This is a genomic window from Amycolatopsis sp. NPDC104863, from assembly GCF_055582965.1.
Genome location: NZ_JBVJOW010000007.1, coordinates 1 through 12,549 on the forward strand (window position 1 = coordinate 1; position 12,549 = coordinate 12,549).

A 12,549-nucleotide genomic window follows, 5' to 3' on the forward strand; every position below is an offset into this window, starting at 1 on the left:
GATGGAAGCACAGTAATGTGTTGTTGAGTTGACTGGTACTAATAGGCCGAGGACTTGTCTACGAAGATGTTGCGCATCCACTCTACGGTTCTGAAACACCACGTCGGGTGACGTGTGTTGTTTCAGAGTGTTTCGGTGGTTTTAGCGTCAGGGAAACGCCCGGTCCCATTCCGAACCCGGAAGCTAAGCTTGACAGCGCCGATGGTACTGCAACCGAAGGGTTGTGGGAGAGTAGGACACCGCCGAACTTAACGAACGGATAGGCCCCGGTCGAGGACCAGTGATGGTTCTCCCGGGGCCCTTTCTGCATGCCCAAAACCCGTGTCGTCCCCCCACGTACGCGTGTCGTCCACTCGGGCACGGGAGCTGGCCGTGCAGGTGCGCGAGCCGGCCGCGCAGGTCGCGTGTCGTCCACTCAGGTACGCGTGTCGTCCGTCCGGGTACGCGTGTCGGCTCTCTAGGGCCGCGAGTTGACCTTCTGATCACGCGTGTCGACCCTGCAATCACGCGTGTCGACTCCCCAATCACGCGTGCCGGCGCTGCAGTCACGCGAGTTCCGCGTTCAATCACGCGAGTTCCGGCTCCAGTCACGCGAGTTCCGTCCCTGATCACGCGAGTGACGGCCCGGATCACGCCCGCACAGACCCGCGGCCGAGCCAGCACCGACATGCGGCCCAGCCCGATACCCGCCCAGTCACGCGTGATGCCCCTCCAAACACACCCGATGCCCCTCGGATCACGCGCGAAGCCTCAAACCGAGCCCGGCCGAGCCGGCGGCCGCCGGCGCAACGGCGATGACAACACCAACGACGTCGTCGTCTCCCCGTACCGCTGCACCTTCTCGACCAACCCCTCCAGCTCCGCCGTATCCCGGCACAGCACCCGCAGGATCCAGCACTCGTCCCCCGTGACGTGGTCCGCCGCGACGACCTGGGGGAGCGGCAGCACCGCCGTTCTGAACCTCGGGGTGTCCAAGCTCCGCACCCGGGCTCGCACCAGCGCCTCGATCGGCAGCCCCAGCTTTGTCGTGTCGACGCTCGCCGCGTAGCCGGTGATCACGCCGCGCTCCTCGAGGCGGCGGACGCGCTCCGTCACCGCCGAGCCGGACAGGGACACTCGGCGGCCGAGCTCGGTGAAGCTCAGGCGGCCGTCGGCCTGGAGGAGCTCCAGCAGGTGCCAGTCGACGTCGTCGAGAGCGTCCACCGCGGTTCTCCAAGGTGAGCAGGGTCAACACCGGGAAATCCCCGGCCGGGCCGGGCTTCCACCCCGATTCTGCCCTGTGTCCCCGGGCCCGCCGCCAGCAGGATTTACCTCATGACCCGCATCCTCACCGTCCCCGCCCCGATGCCGGACGCCGCCCTGGAGTACTTCGGCGCCGAACTCGCCTTCGAGGTCGATCCCGACGATCTCGTCCGGGACATCGAAGCCGGCCTCACCGATGGTTACGTCGTAGTCGAGACCCGCGCGCCCGAAGCCTTCCAGCTGGCCCGCATCCCCGGTGCGATCAACCTCCCGTACCGCGACATGACGGCCGAGAGCACTGCTCACCTCGACCGGAACCTCGTCTACGTCTGCTACTGCGAGAGCACCAACTGCAACGCCGCCACCAAGGGCGCGCTCAAGCTCGCCGGGCTCGGCTTCCGCGTGAAACGGCTTTCCGGCGGCATCACCGGCTGGGCCGCGGCCGGCTACCCGGTCGAAGGCGGGACCGAAGGCGACACCGGAAGCGAAACAGCAAGCGGACCAGGCGGACCAGCCGGAATCCGCTGCGCCTGCTGACGCACCTACCCTGGAAGACGTGACACGACTGCTCATCATCCAGCCGGACGCCTCGGACCCGCTCGGCACCCTCGGCGACTGGCTGACCGACGCCGGCGCGGAGCTCGACGTCCGGCTGCTCCCCGACGCCGGCCTGCCCGCGGACCTCGACGGCTACCACGGCGTCGTCTGCCTCGGCGGCGGCATGTCGGCGGAGGACGACACGAAGCACCCGTGGCTCGCCGACGTCCGGCGGCTGCTGTCGAAGGCCGCGGCGAAGCGGCTCCCCACCCTCGGGGTCTGCCTCGGCGCGCAGCTGCTGGCCGTCGCGACCGGCGGCCGCGTCGAGGTGGGCCAGGACGGGCCCGAGGCCGGCCCTCAGCTCGTCTCGAAGAAGGACGCAGCCTGGACCGATCCGCTCTTCGCCGACCTGCCGCTCATGCAGGACGTCCTCCAGTTCCACAAGGACGTGATCACCCGGCTCCCGCCCGGCGCCGAGCTGCTCGCGTCCGCGCCGCGCTACACGAACCAGGCCTTCCGGATCAGCCGTTGTGTCTACGGTGTCCAGTTCCACATCGAGACGACGCCCGCCGTCGTCGCGAGCTGGGCCGCCGACGAGCCCGAGATGGCGGAATTCGCCCGTCCGGGCTCACTCGAGCACGACGCGCTGGTCACCGTGCACGCCGACATCGAGGAAATCTGGCGTCCGTTCGCGCAGCGGTTCGTCCGGTTGGCCGCCGGTGAGCTCACACCCGCCGCCGACAGTCAACGGACGTTACCGCTGGCTTAACGCCCGATGTCACGAACAGCAACGGCCTCTTAACGGGAAGGATCGATCTTCAGGTACCTTGCGGGAGAAGTCCCCCACAAGGGTGTTCGGAGGTCGGGGTGGAACCCTCGTTGCTGGTCGTACTCGTTGTTGTCACCGCCCTGGTGTTCGATTTCACGAACGGGTTCCACGACACCGCGAACTCGATGGCGACGTCGATCGCCACCGGGGCCCTCAAGCCCCGGGTGGCCGTCGCGATCTCCGCGGTGCTGAACCTGGTCGGCGCGTTCCTGTCGGTGGAGGTCGCCAAGACGATCTCCAGCGGCCTCGTGGACGACACGAAGATCGGCCCGTCGATCGTCTTCGGCGGGCTGATCGGCGCGATCGTCTGGAACCTCGTGACGTGGTTCGTCGGCCTGCCGTCGAGCTCGTCGCACGCGCTGTTCGGCGGCCTGATCGGCGCCACCTGGGTGTCGGCCGGCGCCGACTCGGTCCACTTCGGAAAGATCGTCGAGAAGGTGCTGGTGCCGGCGGCCGCGTCCCCGGTCATCGCCGGCCTCGTCGCGATGGTCGCGACGTACCTGGTCTACCGCTTCCTCGTCCGCGACCGGCCGGCCACGCGCGGGTTCAAGGCCGGCCAGATCGTCTCGGCGTCCCTGGTCTCGCTGGCCCACGGCACGAACGACGCGCAGAAGACGATGGGCGTGATCACGCTCACCCTGGTCACCGCGGGTAGCCTTCCGCCCGGCGCCGCCCCGCCCGTCTGGGTGATCATCAGCGCCGCCTGCGCCCTCGCCGCGGGCACCTACCTCGGCGGCTGGCGCATCACGCACACCCTCGGCAAGGGCCTGACCGACATCGAAGGCCCGCAGGGCTTCGCCGCCCAGACGAGCTCGGCGCTGGTCATCCTGGTCTCGTCGCGGCTGGGCTTCCCGCTGTCGACGACGCACGTCTGCTCCGGCGGGATCATCGGCTCCGGTGTCGGACGGCGGGAGGCGCCGGTCCGCTGGCGGATGGCGGGCCGGATGGTCGTCGCGTGGCTGTTCACGCTGCCCGCGGCCGCGATCGTCGGCGCCGTCTCCGGCAAGATCGCCTCGCTCGGCACCGCGGGCACCGTCACCGTCGGGGTGGTCGGGATCGGCGTCGGTCTCGGCATCTACCTCCTCTCGCGGCGTCACCCCGTCACCGCGCACAGCTTCCAGGTGCCCGAGCCGACGCCCGCCGACAGCGAACCGGGCCGGCTCGCCGCCTGACCGGAGCCCGCCGGGTTAAGTTGTTCGTGATGGCAGACCGCGCGCGAACGACCGCTTCGGCGGCGAGGTACGGCTTCACCGATTCCCGTGCCGAGGGTCAGCTGCGCGCGGCCGGCTGGTGGGACGACGCGGGCCCGGTCTCCGTCGCCACCGATGTCCTGACGGCATTGTCCCGCGCCGCCGACCCGGATCTCGCACTGCGCGGCCTCGACCGGATCCGCGAAGCCGACGACTCGGAATGGACGGCGCTCGAAGCACAACTGCGCGAAAACCGGACCTTCCGCGGGCGCTTCCTCGGCGTGCTGGGGACGTCGAGCGCGCTCGCCGACTTCGTCGCCGCGAACCCCGCGCAGTGGCGGTCGCTCACCGGTGACAAGTGCACCGACGCCGCCTGCTACCGGGAAAACCTGAGCAGTTCCCTCGTGGGGGACGACGGTTCGGTGCTCACCGGGCTCGAAGCCGAGCAGGCGCTCAAGGTCGCCTACCGCGGCCAGCTGCTCGGCATCGCCGCTGCGGACCTCGGGCACCTCGTCGAGGCCGGCCTGGAGCACCCGCACTACGCCGAGGTCGCGGCGCAGCTGACCGAGCTGGCCGAGGCCGCGCTCGCCGCCGGGCTCGTCGTCGCCGAAGCCGAGGTCGGCGCGTCCGCCGAGGGCACCCTCTCGATCGTCGCCATGGGCAAGTGCGGCGGCCGGGAGCTCAACTACGTCAGCGACGTCGACGTCATCTTCGTCGGCGCCGAAGACCTCGGCGTCGCCACGCGGCTCGCGAGCACGATGATGCGGGTGACCGGCAAGGCGTGTTTCGACGTCGACGCGGCGCTGCGCCCGGAGGGCAAGGCCGGCGCGCTGGTCCGCACGCTGGAAAGCCACCAGGGTTACTACCGGAAGTGGGCCAAGACCTGGGAGTTCCAGGCGCTGCTCAAGGCGCGTCCGGTCGCCGGTGACGCCGAGCTCGGCCGGCAGTACGCCGAGATGGTCGCGCCGCTGGTGTGGTCGGCGGCCGACCGGGACAACTTCGTCGACGAGGTGCAGCAGATGCGCCGCCGGGTCGAGGGGCACGTGCCGTCCGAACACGCCGAGCGCGAGCTCAAGCTCGGCCGCGGCGGCCTGCGTGACGTCGAGTTCGCGGTGCAGCTGCTGCAGCTCGTCCACGGCCGGGTCGACGACAAGCTGCGGTCACCGTCCACGATGGACGCGCTCGCGGCGCTCGGCGAAGGTGGTTACGTCGGCCGTCAGGACGCCGCCGAGCTCGGGGCGTCGTACGAGTTCCTGCGGATGATCGAGCACCGGCTGCAGCTGCGCCGGCTGCGCCGCACCCACCTGTTCCCGGCGACGTCGGAGACCGCCGAGCTGCGCATCCTCGCCCGGGCGAGCGGCATCAAGGCGGCCGGCGGCAAGAGCCAGGGTGACGCGCTGCTGGCCGAGTTCCGCAAGCACGCCAAGGGCATCCGGCGGCTGCACGAGAAGATCTTCTACCGGCCGCTGCTGCAGTCCGTCGCGAACGTGCCGACCGAAGCGCTGCGCCTGACGACCAAGCAGGCCGCCAGCCGGCTGGCCGCGCTCGGGTACACCGCCCCCGACGGCGCGCTGCAGCACATCAAGGCCCTCACCGCGGGTGTCTCGCGGCGCGCGGCGATCCAGCAGGCGCTGCTGCCGGTGCTGCTCGACCTGCTCGCCGACACCCCCGATCCCGACGGCGGGCTGCTGTCGTACCGGAAGGTGTCCGAGGCGCTCGAAGACACCCCGTGGTACCTGCGGGTGCTGCGCGACGAAGGCACGGTCGTCGAGAACCTGGCGGTCCTGCTCGGGACGTCCCGGCTGGTCCCCGACCTGCTGGTCCGCGCGCCGGAAGTGTTGCAGCTGCTCGGTGATCCGGCCCGGCTGCTGGGCCGCACGCCCGCCGACGTGGCGACGTCGCTGCGGGCCGCCGTCCGGCGTCAGCCCGGGTTGAACGCCGCGGTCACGGCGGCGCGTTCGCTGCGGCGGCACGAAATGCTGCGGATCGCGTGCGCGGATCTGCTCGGCCTGCTCGACGTCCCCGCGGTGTGCGCGGCGCTGTCGAGTGTGTGGGTGGCCGTGCTCCAGGGCGCGCTGGCCTCCGCCTTCCGCCAGCGGCAGGCGGAGCTGGGCCGCACGCCGGCGCGCATCGCCGTCATCGGGATGGGCCGGCTCGGCGGCGCCGAACTGGGTTACGGCTCGGACGCCGACGTGCTCTTCGTGTGCGAGCCCGCCGAAGGCGTTTCGGACGCCGACGCGGTGAAGTTCGCTTCGTCGGTCGCGGAGACCGTCCGGAAGATGCTGGGCGCGCCGAGCTCGGACCCGGCCCTGGTGGTCGACGCCGACCTGCGGCCGGAGGGCCGGAGCGGGCCGCTCGTGCGGACGCTCGAGTCGTACCGCGCGTACTACGCGCGCTGGGGCGAGGTGTGGGAGGCCCAGGCGCTGCTGCGGGCCCGGTTCATCGCGGGCGACGACGAGCTCGGCGAGCGGTTCATCACGATGATCAACCCGGTCCGCTACCCCGAGGGCGGCCTGGAGCCGACGAAGGCCCGGGAGATCCGCCGCATCAAGGCGCGTGTCGAAACCGAGCGGATGCCCCGCGGCGCGGACCCGACCCGCCACACGAAGCTCGGCCGCGGCGGCCTCGCCGACGTCGAGTGGACGGTGCAGCTGCTGCAGCTCCAGCACGCGTGTTCGGTGCCGGGCCTGCGGACGACCTCCACGCTCGACGCTTTGGCGTGCCTGCCGGAGGCGGGCCTGGCCACGGAGTCCGAAGCGGAGTCGCTGCGGGAGGCGTGGCTGCTGGCGACGCGGGTGCGCAACGCGGGGATGCTGGTGCGCGGCAAGGCCGTCGACGAGGTGCCCGGCTCGGGCCGCGATCTGGTCGCGGTGGCCCGGGTGCTCGGCCAGTCGGCGGCGGACGACCCGGGCGAGTTCCTCGACACCTACCGCCGCATCACCAGGCGGGCGCACACGGTGGTGGAGCACCTGTTCTACGAGGCCTGATTACAGTGGGCGGGTGACTGCACGAGAGCCGTTCCGGACCCGGATCAAGGTCCGCCACTACGAGCTGGACACCCTGGGCCACCTCAACCACGCCGTGTACCACTCGTACGGCGAGGTGTCCCGCCTGGAGCTCCTGGAGAAGGCGGGCGCGCTCGAAGGCCTCCCGGGCGTGGCGTCGGTGCTGCTGGAGACGCACGTGGTGTTCCGCCGAGAGCTGCGCGCGGGCGACGAGGTCGACGTGACGTGCGACGTCAAGTTCGGCAGCGGCAAGACGTTCTCGATGGACTCGAACATCTACAAGGCGGACGGCACGCTGGCCGCGGAGATCACCTGCACGCTGGGGTTGATGGACCTTTCGCTCCGGAAGCTGGTGGCGGACCCGAGGGGGGCTTTCGAAGCCGCGGGCGCGGATCTCAAGGTGCTGTCGACGGCCGAAGGCGACTGACCCGCACTAAAAGAAACGCCGGCGGCGAGGGCGTTTCCGCTCCTCACCGCCGGCGTGCCCAAGGGACGCGTCAGCCGATCACACGTCGTAGTACAGGGCGAACTCGTACGGGTGCGGGCGCAGCCGCAGCGGGTCGATCTCGTTCTCGCGCTTGTACGAGATCCACGTGTCGATCACGTCCGGCGTGAACACGCCACCCTCGAGCAGGTAGTCGTGGTCGGCTTCCAGCGTGTCCAGCACCGTGCCCAGGTCGCCCGGGACCAGCTTGACGTTCTTCGCCTCTTCCGGGGGAAGCTCGTACAGGTCCTTGTCGATCGGGTCGGCCGGCTCGATCTTGTTCTTGATGCCGTCGAGCCCGGCCATCATCATCGCCGAGAACGCCAGGTACGGGTTGCCCGAGGAGTCCGGGCAGCGGAACTCGGCGCGCTTGGCCTTCGGGTTGTTGCCCGTGATCGGGATGCGGACGCACGCCGAGCGGTTGCGCTGCGAGTACACCAGCGAAACCGGGGCCTCGAAGCCCGGGACCAGGCGGTGGTAGGAGTTCACCGTCGGGTTCGTGAAGGCCAGCAGGCTCGGGGCGTGCTTGAGCAGACCGCCGATGTAGTGGCGCGCCGTGTCGGACAGGCCCGCGTAGCCGGACTCGTCGTGGAACAGCGGCGTGCCGTCCTTCCACAGCGACTGGTGGCAGTGCATGCCCGAGCCGTTGTCGCCCGCGAGCGGCTTCGGCATGAACGTCGCCGTCTTGCCCGCCGCGAACACCGTGTTCTTCACGATGTACTTGAACAGCTGCAGGTCGTCGGCCGCGTGCAGCAGCGTGTTGAACTTGTAGTTGATCTCGGTCTGACCGGCGGTGCCCACCTCGTGGTGCGCGCGCTCGATCTCGAAACCGGAGCCCGTCAGGTTGCGGACGATCTCGTCGCGCAGGTCGGCGAAGTGGTCGACCGGCGGGACGGGGAAGTAGCCGCCCTTGAACTTCGTCTTGTAACCCTGGTTGCCGCCGACCTCGTCGGCGCCGGTGTTCCACCAGCCCTCGACGGAGTCGATCTCGTGGAACGAGGCGTGCTCGGCGGAGTCGAAGCGGACCGAGTCGAAGATATAGAACTCGGCTTCGGGGCCGAAGAACACGTTGTCGGCGACGCCGTACTCCGCGATGTACTGCTCGGCCTTGCGCGCGATGTTGCGCGGGTCGCGGCTGTACGCCTCACGGGTGAACGGGTCGTGCACGAAGAAGTTCAGCGAGAGCGTCTTCGCCTTGCGGAACGGGTCGATGCGCGCCGTCTCGGGGTCCGGGAGCAGCAGCATGTCCGATTCGTGGATCGACTGGAAGCCGCGCACCGAGGAGCCGTCGAACGCGAGTCCCTCTTCGTAGGCCTCTTCGGTGAAGGCCTTCGCGGGGACCGTGAAGTGCTGCATGACGCCCGGAAGGTCGCAGAACCTGACGTCGACGACCTCGACGTTTTCGTCGGCGATGAGGCGCTGGATGTCGTCTGGAGTAGTGGGCACCCTCGGTGACTCCTTCTCGTTCGGGCTCGTGCGGCAGTGCTCTCTTCGGCTCACGCTAAAAGCGCGGTGTTGCCCGACCGTCACCCGTATGTTTCGCCGGTGTTAACGGGTGGGCGGATGACCGGTATCCGACCAGGTGGGATGTGGTCCGCGCCACCGGCATACCCTGGACGGGTGGCGAGATGGACCGGCGAATGGCTGCCCGGCACCGGTGACGGTGGCCAGGGTACCGACCAGGAGGCCCCGCGCTGGCCGGGGGAAAGGTTCGGGTTGCCCGAATCGGGTGTCGGCTCGGCGGCGAGCGGGGGCTCGCGGCTGCTCGGACTGGTCGTCGACCTCGTGGTCGCGGCCCTGGTCACGGCCGTCTTCCTGCACCCGAGCCTGCAGGACCCGGTCGCGATGCAGAACTTCAACCTGTGGTCCGGCGGGGTGTGGGCGGTCATCTCCGTCGTCTCGGCCGGCTTCTTCGGCTTCACCCCGGGCATGGGTGCCGTGGGCATCCGCGTCGCCCGGCTGGACGGCGCCGCGCTCGTCGGCCCGCTGCGCGCGCTGGTCCGGGCGGTGCTGACGTTCGTCATCATCCCGGCCGCGGTCCGCAACGCCGACGGCCGCAGCTGGCTCGACCGGCTGACCGGCACCGTCGTCGTCCGGCTGCGCTGAGCGTCCCCGCGTACGAGAAAGGCCCCGTCCACCCGGACGGGGCCTTTTTCGTGCGAGCGTCAGCGGCGGCGGATCGTGCGCTGGACGTTGCGCATCTTCGCGCCGGCGGGCATCGGGCCCTTCGGCATCGCCGCGCCGCGGTTGCCGAGCGCGGCCAGCTTCGCCTCGAGCGCGTCGACCTGGGCCGGCTTGAGGTTGCGCGGCAGCTTCATCAGGAAGCCCTGGAGCTTCTTCAGCGGGATCTGGCCCTCTTCGTGGCCGATCGTCACGTCGTAGATCGGGGTGTCGCCGATCAGCCGGGAGACACGCTTCTTCTCCTGGGCGAGCAGCGTCTTGACGCGATGCGGCGCGCCTTCGGCGACCAGCACCACGCCCGGGCCGCCGAGCACCCGGTGCACCGCGTCGAGCTGCGTCGTCGCGGCGACGGTCGGGGTCACCTTCCACTTGCCGCGCAGGTTCTCCAGCGCCCACGCCGCGGCGCCGGGCTGGCCGTCGGCCTTCGAGTAGACGGTCTTCTGGACGCGCCGGCCGAAGATGATCATGGCGAGGAGCGCGCCGAGGACGATCCCGAGCGGCAGCAGTGCCCACTGCGCGTCGAAGAAGAACCCGATCCCGAACGCCACGCCGGCGACGACGATGACCGAGCCGGCCATCCACGGGATGAGCCAGGGGTCTTCCTTGCGCTGCATCTTGAAGGCTTCGAAGAGCTGGCCACGGCGGGCCTTGCTCGCCGCGCGCTTCTCCTTCTTGGCCTGCTTGGCCGCTTCCTTGTCCTGCTGTCCCGCCATATGACCAGGATACGGCCGCGTGCCCCTGCCCCGATTCCCCGTCCCCCTCTGCGAGGATGCGGGACGTGACTGGCGTACTTTCCCCGAAGAGCCGCACCCGTCTGCTCGATGGTCTCGACCCCGAGCAGCGCGCCGCCGCCAGTGCCCCGCGGGGGCCGGTCTGCGTCCTCGCCGGCGCCGGCACGGGCAAGACCCGCACGATCACCCACCGCATCGCCCACCTGGTCATGTCCGGGCACGTTTCCGCTGGTCAGGTGCTTGCCGTCACGTTCACGACGCGCGCCGCGGGCGAGATGCGGACGCGGCTGCGCGGCCTCGGCGTCGAGGCCGCGCAGGCCCTGACGTTCCACGCCGCGGCCCGCCGTCAGCTGCGCTACTTCTGGCCCCGCGTGGTCGGCGACCGGCCGTGGGACCTGCTGGAGAACAAGCTGCGCTACGTCGGCCAGGCCGCGAACCGGAACAAGCTGGGCACCGAGGTCGAGGTGCTGCGCGACCTGGCGAGCGAGATCGAGTGGGCGAAGGCGTCGCTGATCAGCCCGGACGACTACCCGGCCGTCACCGCGCGCGCCCAGCGGGACATCCCGGCGCCGGCCGCGCAGATCGCCGACGTCTACCGCACCTACGAGGAGCTGAAGAACGCCGCGCAGGTGCTCGACTTCGACGACCTCCTCCTGCACACGACGGCGGTGCTCGAGGAACACGGCGTGGTCGCCGAGGAGTTCCGCGACCGCTACCGCTGCTTCGTCGTCGACGAGTACCAGGACGTCACGCCGCTGCAGCAGCGCCTGCTCGGCGCGTGGCTCGGCGGCCGTGACGACCTGACCGTCGTCGGCGACGCGAACCAGACCATTTACTCCTTCGGCGGCGCGTCGCCGCGGCCGCTGCTGGAGTTCACCCGGCGCTACCCGGAGGCCACCGTCGTCCGGCTCGAGCGCGACTACCGGTCGACCCCCGAGGTCGTCTCGCTGGCGAACCGGGTCATCGGCGCCGCGCGGGGCCGGCCGGCGGGGTCACGGCTGAAGCTGATCGGCCAGCGGCCGCCCGGCCCGGAGCCACGCTTCGCCGAGTTCGACGACGAAGCGGTCGAGGCCGGCGCTGTCGCGCGGCGCGTGCGTGAGCTGCTCGACGGCGGGGTCGCGGCGAGCGAGATCGCGGTGCTCTACCGCGTCAACGCCCAGTCCGAGGCCTACGAGTCGGCGCTGGCCGAGGCCGGCATCCCGTACCTGGTCCGCGGCGGCGAGCGGTTCTTCAACCGGACGGAGGTCCGGCAGGCGATGTCCGCGCTGCGGGCCGCGAGCGACGACGTCAGCTCCGACCTGGTCACGACGGTGCGTTCGGTGCTCGCCCGGGTCGGTCTCACCGAGTCGCCGCCCGCCGGCGGCGCGGCCAAGGAGCGGTGGGACGCGCTCCTGGCGATCGTCGAGCTGGCCGAAGAGCTCGCGTCGACGGTCGCGGACGCGGACCTGCCGCGCTTCAACACCGAGCTGGACCAGCGCGCGTCGGCCCAGCACCCGCCGACCGTCGAGGGCGTGACGCTCGCGTCGCTGCACGCGGCGAAGGGCCTGGAGTGGGACGCGGTGTTCCTCGTCGGCCTGGCCGAGGGGACGATGCCGATCCTGCACGCCGGCGACGACGAAGCGGCGATCGAAGAGGAGCGCCGGCTGTTCTACGTGGGCGTCACCCGGGCCCGCGAGCACCTGTGGCTGTCGTGGGCGCTGGCCCGCACGCCGGGCGCGCGGCGCAACCGCCGTCGCAGCCGGTTCCTCTACGGCCTGGTCCCGGAGGACCACCCGGCCGCCCGGGCGGCGCGGACGCAGAAGCCGTCGGCGCCGGTCAAGACGCGCTGCCGCGTCTGCGGCGGGCCGCTGCTGGAGACCATCGAGGTCAAGCTGGGCCGGTGCGGGCGATGCCCGTCCACAGTGGATGAGGGCCTGCTCGAGCGGCTGAAGACCTGGCGCGGCGACCGGGCGCGGGAGCTGAAGGTGCCGGCGTTCGTCGTGTTCACCGACGCGACGCTGATGGCCATCGCGGAGCAGCGTCCGGTCGACGAAGCGGCGCTGGTGTCGATCTCCGGGATCGGCGCGACCAAGCTCGAGCGGTTCGGCACGGAGATCCTCGGCGTCGTCCGCGCGTCGGCGGAGTCCTGACGCCGGACGATCTTGATGTGGCCTTGACCGCGTCGGGACCATGATCCACGCGGCGAACCCGCTGCTCAGGGGCGATCTTCGTAACTTCGAGGATTTTCCCGTAATTAAGTTGCCCCGGTGTGGTGGGGGGCAATAACCTGCCAGTACCGAGCCGGAACGGCTCGGCTGGGGATCCACGAGATGCGCCGCGCAACGCGGCCACGTGTGCAGAGTACAGACGA

General features: G+C 70.5%; 10 protein-coding genes and 1 rRNA gene. 8 read left to right on the forward strand and 3 right to left on the reverse strand.

Annotated elements, in window-relative coordinates:
* The first annotated feature begins 131 nt into the window (after positions 1–131).
* A 5S ribosomal RNA gene (rrf, locus tag ACZ63J_RS33535) occupies positions 132–248 on the forward strand.
* A 502-nt stretch (positions 249–750) separates the two neighbouring features.
* On the opposite strand, the gene ACZ63J_RS33540 is transcribed toward rrf, so the two are convergent.
* Positions 751–1,203, reverse strand: coding sequence for an Lrp/AsnC family transcriptional regulator (locus ACZ63J_RS33540; protein ID WP_465311749.1), 453 nt, complete (start codon positions 1,201–1,203; stop codon positions 751–753).
* 111 nt (positions 1,204–1,314) lie between these two features.
* Here ACZ63J_RS33540 and ACZ63J_RS33545 point away from each other — a divergent pair, with 111 nt between their 5' ends.
* From ACZ63J_RS33545 to ACZ63J_RS33565, 5 genes are all read left to right on the forward strand, one after another.
* Positions 1,315–1,779, forward strand: a complete 465-nt coding sequence (locus tag ACZ63J_RS33545; protein WP_465398785.1) for a rhodanese-like domain-containing protein — start codon at positions 1,315–1,317, stop codon at positions 1,777–1,779.
* A gap of 19 nt (positions 1,780–1,798) precedes the next feature.
* Complete coding sequence (locus ACZ63J_RS33550) at positions 1,799–2,548, forward strand: type 1 glutamine amidotransferase (RefSeq protein WP_465398786.1); 750 nt, start codon at positions 1,799–1,801, stop codon at positions 2,546–2,548.
* Between the two features lie 98 nt (positions 2,549–2,646).
* Positions 2,647–3,780: an inorganic phosphate transporter gene (locus tag ACZ63J_RS33555; protein ID WP_465398787.1), complete on the forward strand. Its 1,134-nt coding sequence runs from the start codon at positions 2,647–2,649 to the stop codon at positions 3,778–3,780.
* Between the two features lie 29 nt (positions 3,781–3,809).
* Complete coding sequence (locus ACZ63J_RS33560; protein WP_465398788.1) at positions 3,810–6,785, forward strand: bifunctional [glutamine synthetase] adenylyltransferase/[glutamine synthetase]-adenylyl-L-tyrosine phosphorylase; 2,976 nt, start codon at positions 3,810–3,812, stop codon at positions 6,783–6,785.
* A 13-nt stretch (positions 6,786–6,798) separates the two neighbouring features.
* Positions 6,799–7,230, forward strand: a complete 432-nt coding sequence (locus ACZ63J_RS33565) for an acyl-CoA thioesterase (protein ID WP_465398789.1) — start codon at positions 6,799–6,801, stop codon at positions 7,228–7,230.
* Between the two features lie 78 nt (positions 7,231–7,308).
* Here the strand turns inward: ACZ63J_RS33565 and glnA are convergent, their stop codons facing one another.
* Complete coding sequence (glnA, locus tag ACZ63J_RS33570) at positions 7,309–8,733, reverse strand: type I glutamate--ammonia ligase (RefSeq protein ID WP_465311743.1); 1,425 nt, start codon at positions 8,731–8,733, stop codon at positions 7,309–7,311.
* A 270-nt stretch (positions 8,734–9,003) separates the two neighbouring features.
* Between glnA and ACZ63J_RS33575 the strand changes: the two genes are divergently transcribed.
* The gene (locus tag ACZ63J_RS33575) at positions 9,004–9,393 is read left to right on the forward strand and encodes an RDD family protein (protein ID WP_465399178.1); all 390 of its coding nucleotides are present in this window, start codon (positions 9,004–9,006) and stop codon (positions 9,391–9,393) included.
* A gap of 59 nt (positions 9,394–9,452) precedes the next feature.
* On the opposite strand, the gene ACZ63J_RS33580 is transcribed toward ACZ63J_RS33575, so the two are convergent.
* Positions 9,453–10,181 carry a DUF4191 domain-containing protein gene (locus ACZ63J_RS33580; RefSeq protein ID WP_465311742.1) on the reverse strand — a complete coding sequence of 243 codons (729 nt, stop codon included), beginning with the start codon at positions 10,179–10,181 and terminating at the stop codon, positions 9,453–9,455.
* 56 nt (positions 10,182–10,237) lie between these two features.
* Here ACZ63J_RS33580 and ACZ63J_RS33585 point away from each other — a divergent pair, with 56 nt between their 5' ends.
* Positions 10,238–12,328: an ATP-dependent DNA helicase UvrD2 gene (locus ACZ63J_RS33585; protein WP_465398790.1), complete on the forward strand. Its 2,091-nt coding sequence runs from the start codon at positions 10,238–10,240 to the stop codon at positions 12,326–12,328.
* Positions 12,329–12,549: the final 221 nt, after the last annotated feature.